Origin of the sequence: Pseudomonas sp. NPDC089422, assembly GCF_044749405.1 — a bacterium.
In the GTDB taxonomy this organism is placed as follows: Bacteria; Pseudomonadota; Gammaproteobacteria; order Pseudomonadales; family Pseudomonadaceae; genus Aquipseudomonas.
Genome location: NZ_JBIVHW010000007.1, coordinates 189,871 through 216,000, shown reverse-complemented (window position 1 = coordinate 216,000; position 26,130 = coordinate 189,871). Strand labels below are relative to the sequence as shown.

21 protein-coding genes and 1 pseudogene are annotated in these 26,130 nt (G+C 59.6%); 13 read left to right on the top strand and 9 right to left on the bottom strand.

Annotation, left to right across the window (positions count from 1 at the left end; genetic code table 11):
* The first annotated feature begins 133 nt into the window (after positions 1-133).
* Genes otnK through ACIPZ8_RS15395 form a run of 3 tightly spaced genes read left to right on the top strand, consistent with a single transcriptional unit; the run spans position 134 to position 3,109 of the window.
* Complete coding sequence (gene otnK / locus ACIPZ8_RS15405; protein ID WP_400724610.1) at positions 134-1,405, top strand: 3-oxo-tetronate kinase; 1,272 nt, start codon at positions 134-136, stop codon at positions 1,403-1,405.
* Positions 1,402-2,037: a 3-oxo-tetronate 4-phosphate decarboxylase gene (gene otnC, locus ACIPZ8_RS15400; protein ID WP_110639287.1), complete on the top strand. Its 636-nt coding sequence runs from the start codon at positions 1,402-1,404 to the stop codon at positions 2,035-2,037. Before otnK ends, otnC begins: the two co-directional genes overlap by 4 nt.
* Before the next feature lie 7 nt (positions 2,038-2,044).
* Positions 2,045-3,109, top strand: a complete 1,065-nt coding sequence (locus tag ACIPZ8_RS15395) for an AbrB family transcriptional regulator (protein WP_400724606.1) — start codon at positions 2,045-2,047, stop codon at positions 3,107-3,109.
* A 6-nt stretch (positions 3,110-3,115) separates the two neighbouring features.
* On the opposite strand, the gene ACIPZ8_RS15390 is transcribed toward ACIPZ8_RS15395, so the two are convergent.
* From ACIPZ8_RS15390 to ACIPZ8_RS15375, 4 genes and pseudogenes are all read right to left on the bottom strand, one after another.
* Positions 3,116-4,054 carry a GntR family transcriptional regulator gene (locus ACIPZ8_RS15390; RefSeq protein ID WP_391137870.1) on the bottom strand — a complete coding sequence of 313 codons (939 nt, stop codon included), beginning with the start codon at positions 4,052-4,054 and terminating at the stop codon, positions 3,116-3,118.
* 111 nt (positions 4,055-4,165) lie between these two features.
* Positions 4,166-5,038, bottom strand: a complete 873-nt coding sequence (locus ACIPZ8_RS15385) for a methyl-accepting chemotaxis protein (RefSeq protein ID WP_400725027.1) — start codon at positions 5,036-5,038, stop codon at positions 4,166-4,168.
* Positions 5,030-5,785: pseudogene (locus ACIPZ8_RS15380) on the bottom strand (MCP four helix bundle domain-containing protein); the annotation flags it as partial. The pseudogene ACIPZ8_RS15380 and the gene ACIPZ8_RS15385, both read right to left, overlap by 9 nt.
* A gap of 117 nt (positions 5,786-5,902) precedes the next feature.
* Positions 5,903-7,201, bottom strand: a complete 1,299-nt coding sequence (locus ACIPZ8_RS15375) for an OprD family porin (RefSeq protein WP_400724603.1) — start codon at positions 7,199-7,201, stop codon at positions 5,903-5,905.
* Positions 7,202-7,576: 375 nt separating this feature from the next.
* Between ACIPZ8_RS15375 and pyk the strand changes: the two genes are divergently transcribed.
* The 6 genes from pyk to ACIPZ8_RS15345 all read left to right on the top strand — a co-directional run bounded on the left by pyk (position 7,577) and on the right by ACIPZ8_RS15345 (position 15,409).
* Entirely contained in the window at positions 7,577-9,025 is a 1,449-nt protein-coding gene (gene pyk / locus ACIPZ8_RS15370) for a pyruvate kinase (RefSeq protein ID WP_400724600.1), read from the top strand.
* A gap of 19 nt (positions 9,026-9,044) precedes the next feature.
* Positions 9,045-10,484 (top strand): phosphopyruvate hydratase, encoded by a 1,440-nt coding sequence (eno, locus tag ACIPZ8_RS15365; RefSeq protein ID WP_400724597.1) that lies wholly within the window; start codon positions 9,045-9,047, stop codon positions 10,482-10,484.
* Positions 10,485-10,499: 15 nt separating this feature from the next.
* A complete protein-coding gene (gene tpiA, locus ACIPZ8_RS15360; protein ID WP_400724594.1) occupies positions 10,500-11,255 on the top strand; it encodes a triose-phosphate isomerase in 756 nt (251 codons plus the stop codon).
* 51 nt (positions 11,256-11,306) lie between these two features.
* Entirely contained in the window at positions 11,307-12,932 is a 1,626-nt protein-coding gene (locus ACIPZ8_RS15355) for an NADP-dependent glyceraldehyde-3-phosphate dehydrogenase (RefSeq protein ID WP_400724591.1), read from the top strand.
* A gap of 10 nt (positions 12,933-12,942) precedes the next feature.
* Positions 12,943-14,466, top strand: coding sequence for a 2,3-bisphosphoglycerate-independent phosphoglycerate mutase (gpmI, locus tag ACIPZ8_RS15350; protein ID WP_400724588.1), 1,524 nt, complete (start codon positions 12,943-12,945; stop codon positions 14,464-14,466).
* Positions 14,467-14,650: 184 nt separating this feature from the next.
* Positions 14,651-15,409 carry a TerC family protein gene (locus ACIPZ8_RS15345; protein ID WP_400724586.1) on the top strand — a complete coding sequence of 253 codons (759 nt, stop codon included), beginning with the start codon at positions 14,651-14,653 and terminating at the stop codon, positions 15,407-15,409.
* Positions 15,410-15,894: 485 nt separating this feature from the next.
* On the opposite strand, the gene ACIPZ8_RS15340 is transcribed toward ACIPZ8_RS15345, so the two are convergent.
* Together ACIPZ8_RS15340 and phbB are read right to left on the bottom strand one after the other, a co-directional pair.
* Entirely contained in the window at positions 15,895-17,226 is a 1,332-nt protein-coding gene (locus ACIPZ8_RS15340) for a CitMHS family transporter (protein WP_400724583.1), read from the bottom strand.
* Between the two features lie 82 nt (positions 17,227-17,308).
* Positions 17,309-18,052, bottom strand: a complete 744-nt coding sequence (gene phbB / locus ACIPZ8_RS15335; protein ID WP_400724580.1) for an acetoacetyl-CoA reductase — start codon at positions 18,050-18,052, stop codon at positions 17,309-17,311.
* 285 nt (positions 18,053-18,337) lie between these two features.
* Between phbB and ACIPZ8_RS15330 the strand changes: the two genes are divergently transcribed.
* The 3 genes from ACIPZ8_RS15330 (at position 18,338) to ACIPZ8_RS15320 (ending at position 20,300) form a co-directional block, all read left to right on the top strand.
* Positions 18,338-19,297, top strand: coding sequence for a GntR family transcriptional regulator (locus tag ACIPZ8_RS15330; RefSeq protein WP_400724578.1), 960 nt, complete (start codon positions 18,338-18,340; stop codon positions 19,295-19,297).
* Positions 19,298-19,398: 101 nt separating this feature from the next.
* Positions 19,399-19,959, top strand: coding sequence for a YbhB/YbcL family Raf kinase inhibitor-like protein (locus tag ACIPZ8_RS15325; protein ID WP_400724575.1), 561 nt, complete (start codon positions 19,399-19,401; stop codon positions 19,957-19,959).
* A 50-nt stretch (positions 19,960-20,009) separates the two neighbouring features.
* Positions 20,010-20,300: a DUF1330 domain-containing protein gene (locus ACIPZ8_RS15320; RefSeq protein WP_400724572.1), complete on the top strand. Its 291-nt coding sequence runs from the start codon at positions 20,010-20,012 to the stop codon at positions 20,298-20,300.
* 141 nt (positions 20,301-20,441) lie between these two features.
* Here ACIPZ8_RS15320 and ACIPZ8_RS15315 read toward each other — a convergent pair whose 3' ends face one another.
* Complete coding sequence (locus tag ACIPZ8_RS15315; protein WP_400724570.1) at positions 20,442-21,770, bottom strand: tetratricopeptide repeat protein; 1,329 nt, start codon at positions 21,768-21,770, stop codon at positions 20,442-20,444.
* Between the two features lie 341 nt (positions 21,771-22,111).
* On the bottom strand, positions 22,112-22,981 hold the full coding sequence (locus ACIPZ8_RS15310; protein WP_400724567.1) for a DMT family transporter: 870 nt from the start codon (positions 22,979-22,981) through the stop codon (positions 22,112-22,114).
* Between the two features lie 279 nt (positions 22,982-23,260).
* Here ACIPZ8_RS15310 and ACIPZ8_RS15305 point away from each other — a divergent pair, with 279 nt between their 5' ends.
* Positions 23,261-23,824 carry a LuxR C-terminal-related transcriptional regulator gene (locus ACIPZ8_RS15305; protein WP_400724564.1) on the top strand — a complete coding sequence of 188 codons (564 nt, stop codon included), beginning with the start codon at positions 23,261-23,263 and terminating at the stop codon, positions 23,822-23,824.
* A gap of 110 nt (positions 23,825-23,934) precedes the next feature.
* On the opposite strand, the gene ACIPZ8_RS15300 is transcribed toward ACIPZ8_RS15305, so the two are convergent.
* The gene (locus tag ACIPZ8_RS15300; protein WP_400724561.1) at positions 23,935-26,073 is read right to left on the bottom strand and encodes a TonB-dependent siderophore receptor; all 2,139 of its coding nucleotides are present in this window, start codon (positions 26,071-26,073) and stop codon (positions 23,935-23,937) included.
* Positions 26,074-26,130: the final 57 nt, after the last annotated feature.

Sequence of the window (26,130 nt, the reverse complement as noted above, 5' to 3'; positions counted from 1 at the left end):
CACCAGCCCTGAAGCAGAAGCTTGCCCGCGCTGTCGTCAGCTTGCCCGCCACCTGCGGGTCGAGATTGACGCCATCGCGGGCAAGCCCGCTCCCAACAGGAGCGCCATCCCCGTCTGACTGGAGTACCCGGCCGTGAACCAACCTCTACTCGGCTGCATCGCCGACGACTTCACCGGTGGCACCGACCTTGCCAGCATGCTGGTCCGTGGCGGCATGCGCACCCTGCAGGTAATCGGCGTGCCTGAAGGCCCGATCGACGCAGATGTCGACGCCGTGGTCATCGCCCTCAAATCCCGTACCCTTCCCGCTACTGAAGCGGTGGAGGAATCGCTGGCTGCGCTCGCCTGGCTCAAACAAGCCGGTTGCCGCCAGTTCTTCTTCAAATACTGCTCCACGTTCGATTCCACCGCCCAAGGCAACATCGGCCCCGTCGCCGACGCCCTGCTCGAGGCCCTGGACACCCCATTCGCCCTGGCCTGCCCTGCCTTCCCCGAGAACCAGCGCACGCTGTTCAACGGCTACCTGTTCGTCGGCGATGTACTGCTCAGCGAATCGGGCATGCGCAACCACCCGTTGACGCCCATGACTGACGCCAACCTGGTGCGCGTGCTGCAGCAGCAGACTTCACGCAAGGTCGGCCTGGTGCCTCACTCCATCGTCAACCAGGGCACCGGCGCTGTGCGCCAGGCATTCTCCAATGTTCAGACAGAAGGCTGCGGCTACGCCATCGTCGATGCCACCAGCAACCTGGACCTCAAAGTGATCGGCGAAGCGGCGGCTGACCATGTGTTGATCACCGGCGGTTCGGGCGTGGCCATTGGCCTGCCGGACAACTTCAAGCGCGCCGGGCTCCTGCCGGATGCCTCATCCGCCGCCGATCTGCCGCCTGTCGACGGTCTCTCGGCTGTACTGTCCGGCAGTTGCTCGGTGGCCACCAATGGCCAGGTTGAACACTGGCAGCAGAGTGGTCGCCCAAGCTTTGCCTTCGACCCGCTGCGCCTGGCTGACGGCCATGACCAGGTCAGCGAAGCACTGGAGTGGGCGCGCCCGCTGCTGCAGCAAGGGCCGGTGCTGATTTACGCCAGCGCCAGGCCCGAAGCAGTCAAAGCCGTGCAGGCACGCCTGGGCGTCGCTGCCGCTGGCGAGATTGTGGAACACGCGCTTGCGCAAACTGCCTTGGGCTTGCAGGATCTGGGCGTCAACACCTTTGTTGTGGCGGGTGGCGAAACATCCGGCGCCGTGGTGAAAGCGCTGGGCGTTGAAGCGCTGCGCATAGGCGCATCGATCGATCCGGGTGTGCCATGGACCCTGGGCCTGGGCCAACGCCCAGTGGCACTGGCGCTGAAATCCGGCAACTTCGGTACCCGTGACTTCTTCAGCAAAGCGTTGGAGATAGCGCCATGAACGAGAACAAGGAACGGGAACAAATCGTTCTGCTGGGCAAGTCCATGTATGACCGTGGCCTGACTCATGGAGGCACCGGCAACATCAGCGTGCGCCTGGACGATGGCTGGTTGCTCACACCTACCGGTTCTTCCTTGGGCCGACTGGATCCGGCACGCCTGACCAAACTTGACTGGGACGGCCGGCACATCAGCGGCGACAAGCCCTCCAAAGAGCTCATGCTGCACTTGGCGATGTATCAGGAGCGCCCCACCAGCGGCGCCGTGGTGCATCTGCACTCCACACACTCGGTGGCCGTTTCGGTACTCGATGGCTTGGACCCCGATGATCTGTTGCCCGCCATCACGGCCTACTACGCCATGCGCGTCGGCAAGTTGCCGCTGGTGCCGTACTACGCCCCGGGCGATCCGGCCCTGGCCGAAGCGGTGCGGTCATTCTCCAGCAAACACCACGCCATGCTCCTTGCACATCATGGCCCGGTGGTGGCCGGCAGCGACCTGAACGCGGCTGTCGATGCCACCGAAGAACTCGAGGCAACGGCGCAACTGTTCCTGCTGATTTTCCAGCACAAGTTCAAGACGCTGACCCCCGAGCAAATCGCCGAACTGCGACGCCTTTATCCACTGAAGTGAAGAGCCCATGCTTGCAAGCCTGAAAACCTGGTGGGCCACCCCCCTGGTAGGCATCGTCGGCGCACTGCTTGCCAGTGCAGCGCACTGGCCACTGCCCTGGATCATCGGCTCGATGCTGGCGGTGATCTTCGTGCGCTGCGGCGGGTGGCTGATCGCCGAAATACCCAATGGACGAAAATCAGGCCAGTGGATGATCGCTACGTCCATCGGCCTGCATTTCACCCAGCCGGTATTGCAGGAGATTGTCAGTCACTTCCCCATGATGCTCGCCGCAGCGTTCCTGACCTTGGTGCTGGCACTAATCGGTATCGCAGTGATGCGCCGGCAGGGTATGGACTTGACCACTGCCTATTTCGCCTTTATGCCGGCCAACTTCGCCGAGATGATCCAGCTGGGTATGCGCTATCGCGCCGACGTCAGCCAGATCGCCGCCGCGCACAGCATTCGCTTGGTGTTGATCGTGCTCAGCGTGCCGCCGGCGATGTTCCTGCTGATGCACATGAGCCCTGGCACCGTGGAGCCGCGGCCGCCAGCCGAGTGGCAGTGGCTCGGGCCAATGCTCGCAGGCGGCGCACTGGTGGCGCTGCTGTGGAAGCGCCTGGGCCTGCCCAACCCCTGGATGTTCGGCCCCATGGCCCTGTGTGCAGCCGTGACGGCAGCGTTCGACCTGCGCACAGCCCTGCCGGTTGAGCTCAGCCAATATGGCCAGCTGATGATCGGTTGCGCCCTGGGCAGCTTCTTCGACCGCGGCTTCTTCCGCCGCTCGCCGCTGTACCTGGTCAAAGTGGTGGTATTCACCCTATCGATGATCGCCAGCACCTTTCTGTTCGCCTGGGGGTTTGGCTGGTTGACCAGCATGCCAGTGTTGTCGCTGGCACTGGGCATGATGCCTGGCAGCAGCACCGAGATGTACCTGACCGCCGAAGCCTTGCACCTTGGGGCGGGCATGGTAACGGCGATGCAGATCATGCGCCTGGTAGTCGTGATGCTGTGCGCCGAGCCTGTCCTCAAGTTCTGGCTGGCGCGCCAGAACGCGAGGATTGCTCCCGAGCAGCCAGAGGATGCTGACTGAGCCGCGCTAGAGCGCAGGCACTTCGCTTTCGAGCTGTTGGGCTGGCGACTGCCCTGCCCGACGCAGCTCGAGGATGGGCGATTTGCGCGCGAACGAACCACTGAGGTGACGCTTCATCAGGTGCGCAGCCTCCAGGTTATTCCCCTCTTCCACCAGTTCGATCATCCGCAAGTGCTCGGCGCACTGGGTATACAAGCGCTTGCGGTCGATCATGGAGCGGTACTCGAGCAGCCGCCGCATATTGTTCAACTGCTTGAGAATCATGTGATACAGCGGATTGCCAGACAGCTTGATCAAGTCCTCATGGAAACGAATGCCAGACTTGAGCAGGACATCGGCTGGCAGCGTGTCGATGCCACCCGAAAGCAGGTCTTTCTGCTCCTTCTTCAACCGTCGCAGCACTTCCAGGTCGTAGTGAAAATCGCTTTCCAGCAGGGCCGCCGGCTCGATCAGCGAACGGACCTTGTAGATCTGCTGCAGCGTCTCGGGGGTTTTCGCCACATCCAGAAACCGCCAGCCGTAGCCGGGCTTGGGCTCCGCCCAGCCGACCTTGGCCGCACGGTTCAGGATGTCGATGACCTGGAACTTGGTCAGATCGTATCGTTCGCGCAGGTACTTTTCGGTGACCTCAGCGGGTATCGCGTCGTTCAGCCAATCTTCGGAAAGCTTGTAGTACTCCGGCGGTTCTTCGTTGGCCGTGATCTCGTCCAGTGCTTCGCCGGCACCTTCCGGAATGCCGATCACGAAGAAACCGCGATTCGGAAACTGCTCCAGCACGCCCTGTTCAGCCAGCACGGTCAGCGCCTCACGGGCTGGAGAGCGCGAGACATGAAAGTCATCGGCGACTTTCTGCGCGCTCAAATGGGAGCCGGTACTGATATCGCCAAGCTGGATCTTGTGCCTGATGTCGAAAACGATACGCTGGACGAGGGTGCTGGATGCCATAGCAATGAACCAAAAGTGAAGAAGCCTGGATAAGCGGCGACCAATTCATTGATTATCGGCGCCAACAAGTGCAAGTATACGCGAAGTTGCCAGCGCTTCGTCAGGTCCGCGTCAGTGGGCAATCATGCGAAATTGTCGCACCAGATCACTGAGTTCAAGGGCAAGACGTGCAAGCGACTGGCTTGCCGCGCAAGTCTGCAAAGCACCTGCAGATGTCTGCACGGACAATTCCTGAATCGCCAACAGGTTGCGGTCGGTACTTCTGGCCACCTCCGTCTGCTCGGCTGCCGCACTGCTGATAACCTGGTTTCGCTCGTTGATTCGCTCGCTGCTCGAGAGCAACGTCTGCAGCGCCATGCTTGCAGCTTCGGCCAAAGCCAAGGTCTCCTGCGTACGGCTTGTGCTCGCGTGCATCGTGTGCACCGCAATGCTGGTTTCCTGTTGCATGGCAGTGATCATGGACTCGATCTCGCGCGTCGATTGCGCCGTGCGATGAGCCAGGCCGCGAACTTCGTCGGCAACCACCGCGAACCCACGCCCTGCCTCGCCTGCCCGTGCGGCCTCGATGGCAGCATTGAGAGCCAGCAAGTTGGTTTGCTCGGCGATGGTGCGAATCACATCCAGCACCCGACCAATACCCTGCGCCGCCTCACTCAAGCCCTGCACCTGATCGGCACTGGCCAGCACTTCGCGTATCAATTCATTGAGCGACAGCAACGCATCGTCCATCTTATGCTTGCCCGCGAGCGCAGTCTCCCGCGCATCGCGGGTAAGCTGCGAGGCCTGCGCCGCATTGTGCGCCACCTCTTCGGTGGCACTGGTCATCTGGGTCACCGCCGTAGCCGCCTGCTCGATTTCAGCGTGCTGCAACTGGTTGTCCCGGCGGCCCTCTTCGGTAACTGCGGTCAACTCTTCGGCGGCCGCAGCCAATTGGGTGGAGGATCCGTCAATTTGCCGCAGCGTCTGCTGCAGGCTCGATTGCATGTGCTGCAGTGCTTGCATCAGCCGGGTCGCCTCGTCATTGCCGGTTGGCACAATGGCCTGCGTCAAATCGGACCTGGCGATCCTCTCGGCGACCTGAAGCGCGTACCTGAGGGGCGTGGTGATGCTCCTGGTGAGCAACCAGGCAATCAATATGGTGCATACGCAAACCAGCAGCAGCACCAGGAGAACCCCTTTCACCGCGCGGGCATAGGCGGCCTCGGACCTCAGACTGGCCTGTCGGGCACCGGCGTCCGCCTGTTCGATCAGGGCATCGAACTCGCGTGTCATTTCGTCATAGGCATCACGCACGGACATCAGATAGGCACGCGCTCCGGCCTTGTCTCCGGTACGGGACACCGCCAGCAGGGCATCATGGTGTTTGGCATACACCTCGAGGCTATGAACGAATGCCCGCATCCCCTGCCGTTCCTGATCGGTCTGCAACAACTGCGCATAACGCTGCATCTGCTCCCGAACCTGCTGTAAACGGCCCGCCGTACGCTCTTCGTAAGTCTGCATCTGCTCAGGGCTGACCGACAAAATGTGTTGCATGGATCCCATTCGGTATCGATTGAGGGCCGCATTGGCAGTGCCCAAGGCCCGCACACGCTGTAGCCAATTGTCCTTGATATCGAGCGCTTCGGCCTGAACTTCATGGATCTGCTGGAGTGCAAAAGCGCCCAGCAAGGCGCTCAGGAGTGCCAGGCAGGCAAATCCGAGGGCAGCCCGTGGCCCTACTGCAATCATTCTGACATTCATCAAACTTTGTAATCCTTGATTCGCGGCGGGATTGAACTGCGGCAGCTTGAGCCGATACCAGGCCTGCGCGCAGCCCTGGTATCGATCGACTCCCCATCAGATGAGTCAGAGCAGCTCGAGCGGGTATTCCACGATTACCCGAACTTCATCCACGTCCCCTTCAGCCTGGGCTTCGTTGGCCCGGTGCGTGGTATGCCGCAGGCGCAGCGAGAGGTCCTTGGCCGCGCCGGACTGCACGACATAGCGCAGGTCGAGGTTACGTTCCCAATGTTTGCCATCCTCACCTTGCAGCCCCGCGTACCCCCCGAGAGGATCGGCTTTGCTGCCATCGATGTGATCACCCCTGAGGTAGCGGGCAGAAAACTTCAAACCTGGTACACCGTAACCTGCGAAATCCAGGTCGTAACGTACCTGCCAGGAGCGCTCGTTGGCGCCGTTGAAGTCAGAGTAGTTGACCGAGTTCGAGAGAAAGATCGAATCACCCCCGACGAAGTCGAACGGGGTGTCGCCGTCGACCTGCTGGTGGGCAAGTGTCAGCTTGTGGGCGCCGAAGGTGTAACCCAGTGCAAGGCTGTAAGTGGTGTTGTCGATCTCCCCCTGCAGAGCTTTGCCCGTGTCACGGGTTCGATACAGGTTCGCATCTAAGTCCAGTGCCTGGGTATCGGTCATTGACAGCACATAATTCAGGTTGCCGTAATACTGATGCCAGGTCTCCTCGAAATCTGACGCGTACAAGCTGGCGCTGAGCTGCTTGCTGAGTGCGTAGGTCCCACCGACGAAATCGATGGATCGTCCTATGCGTCCCTCACCATAGTTGAGATAAAGATCGCCGTCCTGATTGCTCGAGTTACGTAGCTTGTAGGCAGTGAAATGGCCGGCCTGCAAGTCAAGGTCTTCGATCTCCTTGCTCTGCAGCAAAAAGCCTGTCGCCGTCTCGGGCAACAAGCGGGAATCGCCGGTTGCGAAAACGGGGACTTCAGTACGCATGTTGCCATAGCGCAATTCGGTATTGGACACACGCACCTTCACAGCAGCGCCAGCACTGGAATAGTCGTCCTCTGGCCGATCATCGCTGTCTACCGGCAGCAGGCCTGCGCCTGAGCGTCCCCGCCCACTATCCAGCTTGAGCCCCAGCAACCCGAAGGCATCCACGCCGAAGCCCACAGTGCCCTGAGTGAACCCCGACTCGTAGAACGCCATGATGCCGTGCGCCCACTCCTCCCGATAACTCTGGTCCCCGGGAGCTGCGTCACGGAAGTCGCGATTGAAGTAGAAGTTGCGGTTGAGCAAACGAAGGCCGCTGCCCTCGATGAAACCCTCTGATTCTGACTGCTCCGAAGCCTGCGTCATGGCGCAGGCGAGCGAGACGGCAAGCGCGGTGAAACCTTGGGTTACTGGATGCATCTTCAAATTTTCCTGGTTTAGAAATTGGTGCCCATGCCTGCCATTGCCGGGCTTTTTTGTTGTGGATCTAAACAAGCCATGCGCCACGCGGACGCAACCTCGACACGGGGAAGGCGCTGGCAGGCAGTGCCAGAAAGGACCGCTCGCCCGTGCGACGAGCCCCAAAAATAACATTGCATTTATAAGTGTCAATATGCCAATCTTTCTTCGGCAGACAAACCACCTTCCATGGCTGCCCTGGCAGTCACTCAATGCCGCTTTATTTCGTAATAAAGCTGTGAATGCTGAGTTTTTTGCTCGGCTGGAGCGGTCCGCCATGCGATTGTTATGATTGCCTTTTTACACATACAAGTACGCTTTAAAGGAATCTGAGCCATGCAGCGAAGAACAAAAATAGTTGCCACCCTTGGACCTGCCACCGAGTCGCCAGAAGCGATCGAGGGCCTGATCAAAGCCGGAGTGGATGTCGTCCGCCTCAATTTCTCGCATGGTTCGGCTGACGAGCATCTGGCCAGGGCGGAGCGGGTACGCGAGATGGCGCGCAAGCATGGCCGCTTCGTGGCGATCCTGGCTGACCTGCAAGGCCCGAAGATCCGTATCGCCCGCTTCGCCGAAGGCAAGGTGTGGGTGCAAAAGGGCCAGCGCTTCATCCTCGACGCGAAAATGGACAAGCACGCCGGCACCGCCGAAGCGGTCGGTATCGACTACGAAGCCCTGATCAACGACAGCAACGCGGGTGATATCCTGCTGCTCGACGACGGGCGAATCGAATTGCAGGTGCTGGAAGCCCACGCCCATCACCTGGTCTGCGAGGTGCTGATTGGCGGCGCACTGTCCAACAACAAGGGCATCAACCGCAAAGGCGGTGGTCTTTCAGCCTCGGCCCTGACAGACAAGGATCGCGAAGACATTCGCACCGCAGCCATGATGCAAGTGGATTATCTGGCCGTGTCGTTCCCTCGCGATGCTGCGGACATGCACCTTGCCCGCCGGCTCATGCAGGAAGCCGGGGGTGAAGCGGGCCTGATCGCCAAGATTGAACGCGCGGAAACTGTCGCTGATCGTCAGGTACTCGATGCCATCATCGAAGCCTCGGAAGGCGTGATGGTGGCCCGGGGCGACCTCGGTGTGGAAATTGGTGATGCCGAACTGGTGGCGGTGCAAAAGCTGATCATCGACCGCGCGCGCTCGCTCAATCGAGTCGTGATTACCGCGACCCAGATGATGGAAACGATGATCACGCAATCCATGCCCACCCGCGCGGAAGTGTTCGATGTGGCGAACGCCGTGCTCGACGGCACCGACGCCGTGATGCTGTCTGCCGAGACTGCTGCCGGCGCTTACCCGGTGCAGACGGTTGAAGCGATGGTGCGCATCATTGCCGGCGCCGAACGCCACCCTCAGGCCCAGCGCTCCAAGCACCGTATGGACGAAGTGTTCCAGCGCATCGACGAGACCATCGCGCTGTCAGCGATGTACGCCGCCAACCACCTGAACGGCGTCAAGGCCATCATCAGCCTGACTGAAAGCGGCGACACCCCGCGCCTGATGTCGCGTATCCGTTCTCACCTGCCGATCTACGCCTGCTCCGACAATCCGCGCACGCAGACCCGCGTTGCCTTGTTCCGAGGCGTGCAGACCCTGCCATTGCGCACCGAACACCTGTCGTTCGAGCAAGTGCATCAGCGAGCTGTCGAGGCTCTGGTTGAAAAAGGTGTGGTCAACGCCGGTGACCACGTGCTGATTACACAGGGCGATCACGCCCACGCTCAAGGCGGTACCAACACCTTGCGCGTGTTGCGCGTAGGCGACGAAATCTGCTGAGCACGAGGATGTTGCGCACATGACCCAGTCGATACAAGACGCTGAACAGGTTCACCCGGCCGAAGAAACATGGCCGCGTGACTTCGATATCCGCCAGCAATACGCAGAGCAGCAGGAACTGCTCACTACAGCCAGCGCACAAGAGACCGCCACCGTGACAGATAACGACGCCAGCATCGCCCAAATCATCGCCCGCGAAATCCTGGATTCGCGTGGCAACCCCACGGTGGAAGCGCAGGTGACGCTCGCTGGTGGCCAACGAGGCGTAGCAAGCGTGCCGTCAGGTGCGTCGACCGGCAGCCGAGAAGCGCTTGAACTGCGTGATGGTGGCAAGCGTTATCACGGCAAAGGCGTACTGAACGCCGTCGGGCACATCAACCTGACAATCGCTGACCAGCTGCACGGCATGAATGCCAGCAATCAGCGCGCTATCGACCAAGCGCTGATTGATTTGGACGGTACAGAGAACAAAGGCAAGCTTGGGGCCAATGCCATTCTGGCGGTTTCCCTGGCCACTGCCAAAGCTGCGGCTCAGTTCAACGGCCAGGAACTGTACGAGTACTTCGCCGCGTTACATGGCACTCCCGGCCAGTTCAGCATGCCAGTGCCCATGATGAACATCATCAACGGTGGCGAACACGCCGACAATAATGTCGACATTCAGGAGTTCATGATTCAGCCGATTGGTGCTACGAGCTTCCGCGAAGCACTGCGCATGGGCGCCGAAGTGTTCCATACCCTGAAGAAAGTCCTGTCCGAGCGCGGCCTGAATACCGCAGTGGGAGACGAGGGTGGTTTCGCACCATCGCTCGACTCCAACGAGCAAGCCTTGGTGGTGATCCGGGAGGCCATTGAGCGAGCTGGCTATCAAGTGGGCGTCGATATCAGCATGGCGATGGATTGTGCGGCCTCCGAGTTCTTCGAAGACGGTGAGTACGTACTGGCCGGGGAGAACAAACGCTTCTCCAGCGCCGGCTTCACCAAGTACCTGAGCCAGTTGCGCGACCGGTACCCGATTCTGTCGATTGAAGACGGCATGGATGAAAGCGACTGGCAGGGCTGGGCACTGCTGACCCAGGCGCTGGGCGAGCGCACGCAATTGGTCGGTGATGACCTGTTCGTCACCAATCCGTCGATCCTGCGCGAGGGTATCGCCCAGGGCGTCGGCAACGCCATCCTGATCAAGTACAACCAGATCGGCACGCTCAGCGAAACCCTCGATGCCATTCGCCTCGCCCAACAGGCCGGCTACAACGCGGTGATTTCTCACCGTTCTGGTGAAACCGAAGACACCACCATCGCCGACCTTGCGGTGGGCACCCGGGCCGGGCAGATCAAGACTGGCTCACTGTGCCGTTCCGACCGTGTAGGCAAATACAACCGGCTGCTACGCATCGAAGAAGCCCTGACAGGCGAGGCGCCCTACTGCGCCGCAGCACTGCTCGCAGACCGTGGCTGACGCAGGAGATCGCAGATGAACGAAAAACTTGTAATCGCCAACTGGAAAATGCACGGCACTCGCACCGCGAACGCCCAGTTGATCAGTGGACTCTTGCCCGCACTGCAGGGGCTCGAGGGCGTGCAAATTGCCATTTGCCCACCGCTGCCTTACCTGGCCCAGGTTTCCGACCTGCTGGGCGAAACCCCAGTTGCCCTTGGAGCACAGAATCTCAGTGAGCGTACCGAGGGTGCCTTTACTGGAGAGGTCAGCGGAGAAATGCTCGCAGACCTGGGTTGCAACTACGCACTGGTTGGCCACTCCGAGCGCCGCAGCCTGTATGGCGAAACCGATGCGCTGGTCGCCATGAAGTTCGAAGCGGCGCTGCGCGCGAACCTGGTCCCGGTGCTGTGCCTGGGCGAAACCATCCACCAGCGCCGTGCTGGCAACACCAACGCCGTGATCGGCGCACAGCTGCGCACCGTCCTGCACCAGGTCGGTATCGCACAATTGGCGCGGGGCGTTATCGCCTACGAGCCGGTGTGGGCAATCGGCACGGGCGAAACCGCAACGCCAGCCCAGGCGCAAGCGGTCCATCGCTACATCCGTCAACTGCTGGCCGAGCACGATCCCGTGGCTGCTGCTGACATCCCCCTGCTCTATGGCGGCAGCGTAAAGGCCGACAACGCCGCGCAGCTGTTCGAGCAAGCCGATATCGACGGCGGACTGATCGGTGGCGCTTCGTTGGATCCTGCAGCTTTCGGCGCGATTTGCAAAGCTGCCCAAGCCTGACATCCCCCGCGCAAAGTGCGCCTCAGACAAGAAACATAAAAAGGTAGAAGCATGAATACGATTTCCCCTCTCGGTACCCTCTTCCCCATCACCGAGCAAGTACCCGAAGCTTATCGACTTGGCGAGCCGATCGAACAGCGCGAGTACCTGGTGGATGGCCATCTGCGTCATTGGGGCGGCTCCATGGTAACCGTACGCAGCCCGGTCTACTTGGCGGACAGTGGCGAAGATCGCCAGGTGATATTGGGCAGCGCGCCTTTGCTGGACGCCAACACCGCACTGGTCGCGCTGGATGCTGCGGTCAAGGCCTACGACAACGGCCAGGGCACATGGCCGACCATGCGCGTGGCCGAGCGCATCCAGCATGTCGAAACCTTCCTCGCCAGCATGCGCAAACAGCGCGAGGCAGTGGTCAAGCTGCTGATGTGGGAAATCGGCAAGAACCTCAAGGACTCCGAAAAAGAGTTCGACCGTACCTGCGACTACATCGTAGACACCATCAACGCCCTGAAGGATCTCGACCGCCGCTCCAGCCGCTTTGAACTGGAGCAAGGCACCCTGGGCCAGATTCGCCGCGTGCCGCTGGGCGTCACCCTGTGCATGGGCCCGTACAATTACCCACTGAACGAAACGTTCACCACGCTGATCCCAGCATTGATCATGGGCAACACCGTGGTCTTCAAACCGGCCAAGTTCGGTGTGCTGCTGATCCGCCCGCTGCTCGAGGCGTTCCGCGACAGCTTCCCGGCCGGCGTGATTAATGTGATCTACGGCAGCGGCCGGGAAACGGTCAGCGCCCTGATGGCCAGCGGCAAGATCGACGTCTTCGCCTTCATCGGCACCCACAAGGCTGCTAGCGACCTTAAAAAGCTGCACCCCCGCCCGCACCGCTTGCGCGCCGCCCTGGGGCTGGATGCGAAGAACCCTGGCATCGTGCTGCCTCAGGTCGACCTGGACAATGCCGTGGAAGAAGCAGTCACCGGCGCACTGTCGTTCAACGGTCAACGCTGCACGGCGCTGAAGATCCTGTTCGTACACGAGGACGTAGTTGACGCCTTCCTCGAAAAATTCAATCAGAAGGTTGCCGCCCTCAAGCCGGGCATGCCCTGGGAGCCAGGCGTTGCGCTGACACCGCTGCCCGAGCCGGGCAAGACCGACTATCTGGCAACGCTGGTAGCCGATGCCGAAACCAAGGGGGCCAAGGTCGTCAATGCCGGCGGCGGCGACATTCGCGGTTCGTTCTTCTACCCGGCGGTGCTGTACCCGGTCAGCGCCGACATGCGCGTCTACCACGAAGAACAGTTCGGCCCTATCGTCCCGGTAGTCCCGTACCGTGACCTGGATAAAGTCATCGACTACGTGCTCGACTCGGACTACGGCCAGCAGTTGAGCATCTTCGGCAACGACAGCGCTGAAGTCGGGCGCCTGGTGGATGCCTTCGCCAACCAGGTCGGCCGAATCAACATCAACGCCCAATGCCAGCGCGGCCCGGACAGCTACCCCTTCAACGGTCGCAAGAACAGTGCAGAAGGTACCCTGTCGGTGCATGACGCCTTGCGGGTCTTCTCCATCCGCACACTGGTCGCCACCAAGTTCCAGGATGCCAACAAGGAGCTGATCAGCAAGATTATCGGCAACCGCGAGTCGACCTTCCTCACCACCGACTACATCTTCTGAGGGCCTGGCGATGAGCACCCGTGCACTGATCATCCTTGATGGCATCGGCTTGCGCGAAGCGCGCGAGTCCAATGCCCTGGCCGCCGCCTGCACACCTAATCTGGATGCGCTTCTGGCGCACTACCCCAACAGCCAGATCGCCACCAGCGGTCTGGCCGTGGGGCTGCCCGAAGGCCAGATGGGCAATTCCGAAGTCGGGCACATGAACCTGGGTGCGGGCCGCGTGGTGTATCAGAGCCTGACCCGCATCGACCAGGCCATTGCCAGTGGCGAGTTCGCGGGCAATGCGGCCCTGCTGGAACTGGTGAAGCAGGCCCGGCAGCGCGGTGGCGCCGTACACCTGATGGGGCTGCTGTCGCCAGGCGGTGTGCACAGCCACATCGACCAGATTCTGGCCACCTGCAAAATCCTGGTAGGACTTGGGGTCGAGCAGTTCTTCGTGCATGCGCACCTCGACGGACGAGACACACCCCCCAAGTGCGCAGCTGAATCCATCCAGGCGCTGGAAGGGGTGCTGGCCGAACTGGGGCATGGCCGTATTGCCACTGTGGTAGGCCGCTACTTCGCGCTGGATCGGGACAACCGCTGGCCGAGGGTGGAAAAAGCCTACCGTGCCATGGTGCAGGGCCAAGCCGATTTTCATGCGGAGTCGGCGAGCGCCGCATTGGCCCAGGCCTATGCGCGGGACGAGAGCGACGAATTCGTCAGTGCGACCATCATCGGTGAGCCGGCGGCGGTTCAGCCTGAGGATGCCCTGCTGTTCATGAATTTCCGCCCAGACCGTGCTCGCCAGCTGAGCCAGGCACTGATCGCGCCCGATTTCAAAGGCTTCGAGCGCCCCAGGGTAATGCCGGCAACACAGTTGCTGACCCTCACACGATACGCCGAAGACTTGCCCTGCCCTTGCGCATTCGCACCGCAAGAAATCGCCAACAGCCTGGGTGAGTATCTGGCCAGCCTCGGCAAACGCCAACTGCGCATCGCCGAAACCGAGAAATATGCCCACGTGACATTTTTCTTCAACGGCGGGCAGGAACAGCCGTTCCTTGGCGAAGAACGGATCCTGATCCCCTCGCCTGCGGTCGCCTCGTATGACCTGCAGCCGCAGATGAGTGCCCCCGAGCTGACCGAGCGACTGGTCGATGCCATCGAAAGCCAGCGTTTCGACCTGGTGGTCTGCAATTACGCCAACGGCGACATGGTCGGTCATACCGGTTCATTCGACGCCGCCGTCAGAGCCGTTGAAGCGCTGGATGACTGCCTGGCTCAGGTGGTGGAGGCCATTCTCAAGGTCAACGGACAGTGCTTGATCACCGCCGACCACGGCAATGTCGAGCAGATGATGGACCCTTATTCAGGTCAGGCCCACACCTCGCACACGTTGAACCCGGTACCGCTGATCCTGGTGGGCCGGGACACCCGCAACACACGTCTGACGAATGGGCGGCTATGCGACATTGCCCCTACCCTCTTGCAGATGATGGCCCTCCCGAAACCCGAACAGATGGAGGGTCGATCACTGCTCACTGACTGATCGGTCGACAGGGACCATCAGGTCATCGTTGAACGGGCAGTGGTTTGGTCACCCTGCCATGCCATCGATGACGTGCTCCACGGTGACGCTACTGCGCATCTTTGAGGCGGTACCCAAGCGGGTCCGCCTCCTTTTTTATCCTTCCGCCCGCAGCGCCGGGCTTCTACATTGACAGGTACACGATATGGAATGGCTTACCAGCCCAGAGATCTGGGTTGCCTTCTTTACACTGACAGCCCTCGAGATCGTTCTGGGCATCGACAACATCATCATGATTGCAATTCTGGTCGGGCGCATGCCGCCACATATGCGTGCGCGCACCCGCTTCTTCGGCCTGGCGCTGGCGATGGTGACCCGCATCATGCTGCTGCTTTCGATCACCTGGATCATGGGACTGACCCGCGATCTGTTCCAGGTGTTCGGTCAGGGCATCTCCGGGCGCGACCTGATTCTGTTCTTTGGCGGGCTGTTCCTGCTGTACAAGAGCAGCACGGAAATGTTCCAGAGCCTGGAAGGCGAAGAGGAGCAAGCCAGCGAAACCGCCGGGATTGGCCGAGGCTTCATCGCCACGATCATACAGATCGCGATCATCGATATCGTGTTTTCGCTGGACTCGGTCATCACCGCAGTGGGCATGGTGTCGAACGTACCTGTCATGGTGGCAGCGATCATCGTCGCGGTGATGGTGATGATGATGGCCGCAGGTGGCATCAGTGCGTTCATCGAGCGCCATCCAAGCCTCAAGATGCTGGCGCTGGCTTTCCTTGTTGTCGTCGGTACCGTGCTGATCGCCGAAGCGTTCGACGTTCATGTTCCCAAGGGATATGTGTACTTCGCCATGGCCTTCTCGCTGGCCGTGGAGGCGCTGAATATCCGTATGCGCACTCGCCGTGAAAAAAACACGGCCGAAAGCGATTGTGATCAGTTGGCCCAGTCCGACTGAGTTCGTCATCCGGCAAAAAAAAGGGCTGCACTGCAGCCCTTTTTTTGCGCTTGAGATTTGGCGAGGTCTGGCAGGAGCAACTGTCTTGCTCAAAACTTGAAGAGCTGCGCGATCCCTGTGGGAGCGGGCGAGCCCGCGAACACCGGCAAAGCCGGTGCCAGCCACCGAGTCGCCTGCTTCGCGGGCATGCCCGCTCTCATAGAGCTGCACATCTCTTAATGATTTAGCAGGGGCCCTGTGGGAGCGGTGCGCCCGGCATCAGTTCTCTGCGCGACAGCGCAGCCCAATGGGCTGGGCAATCTCCCACAGAGTATGCGGACGGCTTGCGAGCTCGGTGTTCTGCGCGACAGCGCAGCTCAAAAGGCTGGGCGTTTTCGAACGTGCCAGGATTATCGACGGCAAAAAAAATCAGCGCATCGAATGCGCTGATTGATAGAGGCGGGTCTAAACGGGCTTGATGAGGCGCCGTTCCCATCTGTTGGTTCTCAGCCAGCGCTCCATGGGAACAAACCGAAAGCCATGGCCACGAACATGATCACCATGCACAGGGCAAATGCCCATTTGAGCGTGTATTTCTGGTGGTCGCTGAACTCCACGCCAGCCAGACCGCAGAGCAGGTAAGTCGAGGCTACCAGCGGGCTGAGCAGGTGGATCGGCTGACCGACCAGCGAGGCCCGGCCGATTTCGGCGTGGGTAATGCCGTACACCTCGGCCGCCTTGGCCAGTACCGGCAGCACACCGTAATAGAAAGCATCGTTGGACATGAAGAACGTCCCCGGGATACTGGCCAGTGCAGTGATCGGCGCCATGTATGGGCCCCACTCCGCCGGCAGCATATTGAGGAAGCTCTTGGACATCGCATCCACCATGCCGGTACCGGACAGAATGCCGGCGAGAATCCCTGCCGCCAGGAAAATCGCGATCTGGTTGAGCGCGGTCGGTGCATGCGCGGAGATGCGACGACGCTGGTCTTGCATCTGCGGGTAGTTGATCACCAACGCGATAGAGAACGCCACCATGAACAGTATCGCCAATGGCAGGATTTCCATGACCAAGCCGGCCATCAAAGCAATGGTCAGCGCCGCGTTGAGCCAGAACAGCTTGGGGCGGCGCAGTTCGGCGTTTTCCTCGGACAGCGACGGCGTTGCTTCGTTGTCGGCATCGTCGAACACGGTCGCGGCCGCGCCCAGCGATTGCGGCAAACGTCCCAGCCGCTGACGCTCACGGGTACCGATGAACCACGCCAGCAGCAGTACGCCCAGGAAGCTGATGATCAGTGTCGGGATCAGCGGCAGGAACAATTCGGAGGTTTCGACCTGTAGCGAAGCGGCGGCACGCGCCAGCGGCCCGCCCCACGGAAGCAGGTTGGTTACACTGGCCGCAAGAATCACCACGCAGGTCAGCGCCAGCGGATCCAGGCGCATGCGCTTGAACAACGGCAACATGGCCGTAACCGTGATCATGTAGGTGGTCGAACCGTCACCGTCGAGCGACACCAGGCCCGCCAGCAATGCGGCGAACACCACGGCCTTCATTGGATCGCCACCGATCAACTGGATGAATTTCTTGATGATGGGATCGAACAGGCCGGTATCGAACATCAGGCCGAAGTAGAGAATGGCGAACATCACCATGATGGCCGTTGGCGCGACCTTGCGCAGGCCTTCGATCATCATGTCGCCCATGTCCGGGCCGAAGCCCGCGATCAGCGCGAAAAGGATCGGCACCGTGGTCATGGCCACCAGAGGTGACAGGCGCTTGGTCATGATCAGGGCCATGAAGGTCACGATCATGCCGTATCCAAGAAGTGACAGCATTTGTACCACCTTGACTTGAAATACAATTATTGTTGTGGGTCAGCGCCGTAAAGGGCGCATCAAGGTTCTGAGTGACGGGGCGTCAGCTCATGTGCAACCCGCCATTGAGCGAGAAGTCCGCACCGTTGGCATAGCCTGACTCGTCGGATGCCAGCCAGCCGCAGATGGCAGCGATTTCTTCAGGGGTGCCGAGCCGACGGGCAGGAATGTCGTGGATAAGACGATCCATCATCGCGGTGCTGGTGATGGACTTCAGCTTCGGTGTGGAGATGAAGCCTGGAGAAACCGTATTCACCGTCACCCCGCGCGAACCCACTTCACGCGCCAGCGCCCGGGTAAAGCCACGGATCGCGGACTTGGCGGTCGAATAGTTGACCTGGCCAACCTGACCCAGCTGGGCATTGACCGACGAGATATTGATTACCCGCCCCCAGCCGCGCGACACCATGTCATCGATGACCTGTTTGGTCACGTTGAACAGCGAGTTGAGGTTGGTGTCGATCACCGTCGCCCAGTCGCTCGGCTGCATGTCGCGGAACACCACATTGCAAGCCGTACCGGCATTGTTAACCAGCACATCGATCGGGCCGATATCCTGCTTGATACGGTCGAAGGTGGACTTGCAGGACTCCCAGTCTGCGACATTGCCCTCCGAGGCGATGAAGTCGAAAGCTTTACGCTGCTGTTCGAGCAGCCATTGCGTTTTGTGGGGGGAGTCTGGGCCACACCCGACGACGACCTTGAAACCATCCCGGTGCAGCCGCTGGCAGATCGCGGTGCCCAGGCCACCCATACCGGCAGTGACATAAGCGATTCGTTTGGACATAGACGTTTACTCCTTTTGTATTTTTGTAGGGAGCAGCAACAGCCAATGGGCAAATGCGCCCAATATTGTACCAACAACCAACGCAGTACAATCCACGCTGATCGCTCCAATCGCAAGCGCTGCTCGCGATCCTGACGCCGTGTTGAACGATGGCAGCACTCACTTTGGACCTGCATTTTTGTAAATGCAAGTGCAATGCTGTCATTCAAATGTATCTTCGCGCTCCGCTGACGGATGGCACCCATGCTTCGTAGGCACCGATGCGATATAGTGATGCAGGCTTTGATGGACAAAATTTCTGCCGGATACCCTGCATTGACGACCCTGACCTCCCCTATCCGCAAGGATCTTGCCAGCCAATTGGCGCCCAGGATTCTCGACATGGCACGAGCCCGCTCGATGCGCTCGGGAGACCCCCTGCGTGAAGAGGCATTTGCCAAAGAGCTGGGAGTGTCCCGGTCCCCTATTCGCCGTGGCTTCGCACTGCTGGAGGAATTGGGGCTGGCGGTCAAGGAACCTAACCGTGGGTTTTTTCTGACATGTGATGCGCGTAGTGTCGACACGGGCAAACTGCCCCTGGAAGTGGACACCTTCGAAGACTTCTACCTACGGGTGGTGGATGATGTACTGGCTGGAGATATCGGCGCATCCTTCTTCGAAGCCGAACTCATGCGCAAATACGCAGTGCCGCGCGGCCAGGTCATCAAGGTGCTCAACCGCCTGGCTCGTGAAGGCATGATCGAACGCAACCCCGGTCAAGGTTGGAGCACCAATGCTTTCCTGCATGACACGGACGCTCACATTCAAAGCTACCGCTTTCGCATGGCGGTAGAGCCGGCGGCCTTGCTCGAGCCTGGCTATCAAGTGGACCAGGTCGCTTTCGCCAAGGCTCGCAAGATCCAGGAATCGTTGCTCGCCGGCGAGATTTTCACGCTGTCCCGTTCTCAGTTGTTCCAGATCGGCGCGCAGCTGCATGAACTGATCGTGCGCTGCTCGGGTAACCCGTTTTTCCTGGAATCCATCCGCCGACAAAACCAACTGCGCCGCTTCATGGCGTACAAGGCGAACGTCGACAGACCGCGACTTATCCAGCAATGCCGCGAGCACATTGAACTCCTCGACCTAATCGAATCCGGCCAACGTGAAGCGGCGGCCGATTACCTGCGCCGACACCTTGACCATGTAAGCCGCTTGAAGGCTGCGCATGAGGCCAGAATCGCTGAGCAGAGCGCTGAATCGGGTTGAGCCCGTTCAGTGCGCGGTAATTTGCATGCGAAAGCGTTTGCACATATCCACCCCAATATTCAATCATTGACCCCGAATGATTGGGATACGGGAGAATTTTGATGCACAAATGGATTGGCAACAGCCTGACCTGGATCGTACCGCTAGCGCTGTCACTGGGTTCAAGCATGGCACATGCCCAGCGTTTCGAAATCAGTTCAACGTCTTACAAGGACGGTGACATCATCAGTAAGCGGCAGGCCGGCACCAGTGTCGAGTGCGGGTCTGGCAACGCCCTCACGCCTCAGGTGACCTGGCACAATGCGCCGGCCGACACAGCCTCCATCGCAATTTTGATGCACGACCCCGATGGTCAGAAAGGGCTGGGTGTTTCTCACTGGGTCGCCTACAACATCGACGCCCGGCGCGGGTCCATCGGTGAAGGTGATGGCCAGCGCAGCCTGCCCGGCATCACTGTCGGCAAGAACGTCAGCGGGGAGCAGGCTTACCGTGGGCTGTGCCCGCCTGCCAGCGATCACCCGCACCACTACACACTAACCGTGATCGCTACAACCCTTGCGCCCGGCGACCTCCCACCCGGCTTGAGCCGGGCAGAATTGCTGGCAAGGCTCCAGGGCAAGGCTTTGGCGGGGCAATCCATCATCGGCCGTTATGGACAATAACGCCCATTCCAGCGTATTAGCGGCATCATCAATTATTTGGAGAAGCAAGTATGAAAGGTTACTGGATCATCTTCGGCTCAGCCGTCGTCGATGCCGATGCACAACAGGAATATGCCCGTCTTTGGGGACCTATCAGCGAAAAATATAACGCCAAGGTAAAGGTTCTCGGGCCTGATCAAGTGGTAGAAACGACTTTGAGCAGCCGCGTACTCGCCGTAGAGTTTCCTAGCCTGGCACTGGCCAAAGCCTGCTACGATGATCCCGCTTACACTGAAGCCAAGACCTACGCTCTGCGCGCAGCTACCCGTGAAATGATCATCATCGAGGGTGACCTGGCCTAGTCCGCCCCCACGTGCCGGTTGCCAGTGGGCGACCTGCTGTTGCAGTAGTGGGCAGGGACTCTACTACGTCCACCGCCGTGCGAGTTCCGCAGCCCACCATCGCATGAAGTAGGTCGGCGCAGTCCGCTTACTGCACAACGCTCAAGTTTGCAGCAGTGAGAGACGTTTCATCCACTGAATATCCTTTGTCGAATGCCGCCGATGCAGGCGCTTATCTAACAGTAGCCTCGCTTTCTCGGTCTCCCCTTGGTGCACCAGGCTCAGAAACAATGTGTCCTCTACAATTTCTCGCTGAGCACCACTCCCACCGAGACGGACCACTTCACCAGCGAACCTTTCCAGCAGTTCCGCGCAGACGCTGTAGTCCCCAATAGCGAATGCCTGCATTGCACGGCACAACGCCGGCGCCACTGGGCCTGCTGGCAGACTTTCATGCTGGACCAAGCTCTCAAGCTTGTGAATGCGCTGGTCCAACGCAGCACTATTTTCTGTCGCCGCAGCGATCATGGACATATGGAGATCGGCGAATGGAAATCCTGGCTGCTGAAAGTAATTTGAAGCGTAGTCGGCAGCTTCCTGCCAGCGCCCTGAGGGCACTTCATGACCGTATGCCTGGAGTCTCCACAGAAAGGAAGCGCTATCACTGACAATGTTCACAGGGGTGCCCGCGGACACGTTGGGGGCTACATGACGGTCATACCAGCCAATAGCCAACTCCGAATCACCCTCCTCCAGCGCTGAAAGCGCACCGTGCCATGCGATATGACCATGCAGAATGGCGCTTTGATCGTAGCTTGGCAGCCAAGCAGAGATAAACGTCAGAGCCTCGCTACTTGCTCCACTCTCATGCAACACGTGGGCGAAGGCATGCGCAGCGTTGGCGTTTTCACGACGGTGTTCCAAGGCCTGCTCTGTCAACGCCCTGCCGTAATGCACATTGCCATTTTCTGCGTGGGACCAGCCTCGGTAGGTTAGAAACCACCAGTCTGAATCAGCGAAATGCCGGGCATGACGTTCACAGTAATCGACCCGCGCCTGGTCATGATCAGCCATCCCAGAAAAAGCAAACAGCCCAAATGCTCCGAGCGGCAAGCCAAATATCAAGATGTCCCGAGGCCAGGATGAAATGTGCTCAACGACTGCGGCAAGGGCCTTGGGGCCCGCGCTATTGATCGCCAAAAAAAGCGCATTGACATGACTTCGTTCGCGCGCGGTGCCGTGGCGTTCAACCAGTAACTTTGCATGGGCGATTGTAGTTTTAGCTTCGGACATCTGCGCCGCGATTGCATATTGGCGGGCCAGGGCGGCATGGGCCAATGCAAAGTCAGGGTCGAACTCTGTGGCCTGACGGAGGGCATCCGCAGCTCCCGGCCAGAGAGAAAGTAACAGATCCACTCCAGACCGGTAGGCAACAACAGCGGCGACGGACGTTGTTGAAAGCTCAAGACCACGACTATCGCTCGAAAACACAGATGCTCCATAAACAGGCTAGACAGGTTGAGGTAATCGGTGCCGCAGCAATGCGGGATGAGAGAAACCGACAGCGGCCATGCACAACCATCATAAAAAAATTTCACCGTGCGCATGCTGCAATCGGCTCATGCTCACATGAACTTCATGCATGTAACCTGGGGCATGAACGGATTAAGGGAGAATTTCTGCAGAGCCCTAGGCAGATCAGCCGGCGGCATGAGAGGGTTAAGTCATGACTAAGTCGCGGCCTGCCATGCCGGACGGTCCGGTCATCGGTAGCCGTGGACTGATTCCCTACAACGAGCCCAGAGCTCGAGAGGGCGATGGATGTCGAACTCTCACGATTTTCCGCTCATATGTTTAACCGAGCCAATTCCCCCAATAACGACCAATAGGGCGCCAACGATCAGAAAACTATCTAACGTTTCATTGAACCAGACCACCCCGATTAGAGACGCAAAAACTAAAAGGGCGTAGTTGAATGGTTGCAGGACGACCGCAGCTGTATATTTGAGAGCTTGCAGTAGCAGCAACTGCGCCGCCACGCCGGTAAAACTGAGAATGAGCATTAGACCCCATTCATGAGTTGATGGTGAGACCCACTGCGGCAGGCCCGTCACCGTCGACGCGACAGCGCCCCAAAATCCCATGTAAAGCATGTTTGTGCCAAAGGAATCGGCCTGACTGATCTTACGGGTTAGGACATTGAATACAGCAAACATGAAAGCTGCAAGCAATGGGATCAGCGATTCCAAACTGAAAACGCCAATGCCAGGCTGAAGAATGATCAGCGTACCCGTGAAGCCTACCAATGCTGCTAACGCCTGACGCAAGCTCACCTGTTCATGCAGCGTTAGACCCGCCAGCACCATGGTCAACAGTGGGAAAACCGCATAGATTGCGTGAGTTTCTGCCAATCCCAAGTAATGCAGTGCCAGACCGAACACCGCGATTTCGAATACACCTAATAGCGCTCGGGCTATTTGTAGTAGCGGATGGGCACTTTTCGCCGCCCGCGTAACCCCGCCTTGCATCGCTAAGAAGGCGACCGAGAAAGCCAGGAAAAACCAGTATCGGACCATCACGAGCTGGGCGATGGGAAGGTCCTTGACCAATGTTTTGGTTATTCCGTCCTGCGCTGCGAAGATAAACATCGATAATAGACACAGACCAATCCCAATATGGGTAGTCTTGGCTTTGCCGGCCATATTCGATTTCTCCAGCACTTTTGGTGTCAAAATATTCTCTCCGGAATTCAAAACCGTGGAATCAGCGGAGCTACCGTATTGGGCGGCTCAAGACATCTGATAAGTGTTTAGGGACCGCGTGCAGGGAGGCCGTAGGCAATCCTTTACGAGCGCTGGTTGAGGGGAGAATCACGCAGCTGTCATCATAGGGAGACGGGAAGTAAGGGTCGAGATATCCCGATCACCTAGGTGATTGTCTTCGCTACCGACAAGCCACCCATGACACGAGGGCGCTGATCCATGGCAGACGAGCATTCTCTTTGCGCTGACTACCTGCTTCACCATCTGCCAGTGGCCGTCATAATTGCCAAAAACCGGACCATCATCCAATGCAACGCACGCGCCCTTGAAATGTTCAGGGCGAGTGATCATCAGCTCATCGGCAGTTGTTTTTCTCTTCTCTACCCGGAACAGAAAGACTTTGTAGATGCTGCACAACAGTTCGGGCCGCTGCTGTCACGCCATGAAAACTTCCATGCTGACCGCCTTATGCGACGGGTCGATGGAACCCATTTCTGGGTAACCATCAGGGGCTACGGATTCAATCAGCACAGCCCTTACGAACTGGCCGCCTGGGTGTTTACCGATCTGCCACTCGACGAGCCTGACACCCAGAAATCCAGTATCAGTTTAACCGCCCGTGAGCGAGAGGTTGCTGCCTTGCTGGTGGATGGACTGACCAGCAAGGAAGCGGCCAAACGATTAGGTATTAGCCATCGAACCGTAGACATACACCGCTGCAGCCTGCTGAAAAAATACGGCGTGAATTCGACGGCAGAGTTATTGAAACGAGTCGTGTGCTAATCGTTTGAGCCAAACTCGGGATTCCAGCAAATGTAACCATTGCCCATTCGCTGAGGTTTGCAGGCAAGTCATGCGTCAAAAGGCATCCATGCCACGAGTTACTCATTTACTCAGAAAGTATAAGAAACACCGGCCTGCACCGTGCGAGGCGCCCCTGGGTACACGTAGGTGTTGAACGCCCCTTCGTCATACCCCTTGTTGAACACGTTCTTCACGTCCAGATTCAACCGCACGTGCTCGTTGAGCTTGTAGAAGCTCAGCAGGTCGACCACGCTGTAGCGCTCCATGGTGTAGGTACTGGCCGCCGTCTGCCCGGCGCGGTCATCCACATACTTCACGCCAACCCCCAGTCCCAGGCCCTTGGCCAGCCCATCTTGGAACTCATAGGTGTTGAGCAGGCTGAAGCTGTTGCGCGGGATGTTCGCCAGGCGGGTGCCGGTGGGGATGCTGTTGTCCTTGGTCACCTCGGCGTCGACGTAGGCGTAGCCGCCGATCATCCGCCATTCCGGGGTCAGGTTGCCGGCGACGTTGATATCCAGGCCGCGGCTGCGCACTTCCCCGGCCGCGACGCTGTAGGTACCGCTCGGGTCGTTCGGGTCGCGGGTCAGCACGTTTTCCTTGACGATGTGGTAGATCGCCGCGTCCACGCTCAGCTGACGGTCCAGCGCTTCCCATTTCACCCCCAGCTCGTACGACTTGCCCTTTTCCGGGTCGAAGCCAGTGCCTTGCAGGCTCGCGCCGCTGTTGGGCTTGAACGAGCGCGCAGTGTTGGCGTAGACGGCAACGGTGTCGGTCAGGTCGTAGATCAGGCCGAAGCGTGGGGTGACGCCGTTTTCGCCTTTGTTGAAGTCACCGGCATTGTTCAGCTTGTTGTCGTAGTCATGCTCGTAGCGCTCGAAACGCACCCCGGCGAGGGCTTTCAGGCGCTCGGTCAGGGCCACCTGGTCCTGGATGAATGCCGCCCAGGTCTTGAGGTTTTCTTTGTCGTGGGTGGTAGTGCGGGTCAGGGCAGGACGCGGCTGGCCTAGCACCGGGTCGAAGATGTCGATCGGGTAGGCGCCGGCACCTGCGGCCGAACGCTGGATGATCGAGTTGTAGTCGTAGTCTTCGTACTCGATGCCGGTCAGCAAGGTGTGGGCGAAACCGCCGGTGTCGAAGTGGCCGGTGAGGTTGAGCTGGTAGTCGCGGTCGGTCCACTCCAGCTTGCGGTAGTTGAAGTTGCGGCCCAGGGTGCGACCGTCGGCCTGCAGGCCGTTGGCTTCCACGGCGTTCCCCTTGAGCGAGCCGTCCAGCCATTGCATGCCGCCGCCCAGGGTCCAGTTGTCGTTGAGCAGGTGCTCGAAGCGCAGCTGGGCCATGTTGTTATCGTTGTGCAGCAGGTTATCGCTGCCCTTTTCCCAGATGTTGGTGTCGCGCGAGGCCGTACCGATCTGGCCGGGCAGGCGGGTCAGGCCGCGATCCAGCGGGTGGTTGTTGCGCATGAAGTCACCTTCGAAGATGACCTTGGTGGCATCGTTGACCTGCCAGCTGATCACCGGCGCAACGTCATAGCGCTCGCTTTCGACATCGTCGCGAAAGCTCTCACCACCTTCGCCCAGCACATTCAGGCGATAAGCCAGCGAGCCATCGGCGTTCAGCGGCCCGGTGGCGTCCAGCGTCGCGCGGTGCATGCCCTGGTCGTCGAACTGGCTGCCGAGGGTCACCTTGGGCTCGGCCAGCGGCTGCTTGCTGACCACGTTGAAGGTGCCACCCGGGTCGCCACGGCCATACAGGCTGGTGGCCGGGCCGCGGATCACTTCCAGGCGCTCGACGGTGTTGGCATCGGGGGCATTGGGGTAGCCGCGGTTGATCGGGAAGCCGTTGCGGTAGAACTCGCCGGTGGTGAAGCCGCGCACGGTGAAGGTGGTCAGGCCCTGGCCGCCGAAGTTGTTGGCGCGGCCGACGCCACCGGCATAGTCCAGGCCGTCCTGCAGGCGGGTGGCGCCGGTATCGGTAAGCACATCCTTGGGTACCACGCTGACCGACTGCGGGGTTTCATGCAGGGCGGTGTCAGTGCGCGTGGCGGTGGCCGAGCGACTGGCCTTATAGCCCTGAACCGGACCATCGGCGCGCTCGTCATCAGGGGTATCGGCATTGATGTTCACCGCATCGAGCTCGATGCCGGAAGGCGCGGCAGCAGGAGCCTGCGCCGCCATCGCAGGTATTGACGTAGCGTGAAGCAGGCACAGCGAAACGATCGTGCGACGCATCGATGAGAAATCCCGAAATTAAACGAAAGTAGTAGAGGAATGGGCAAGCGCGCGCAT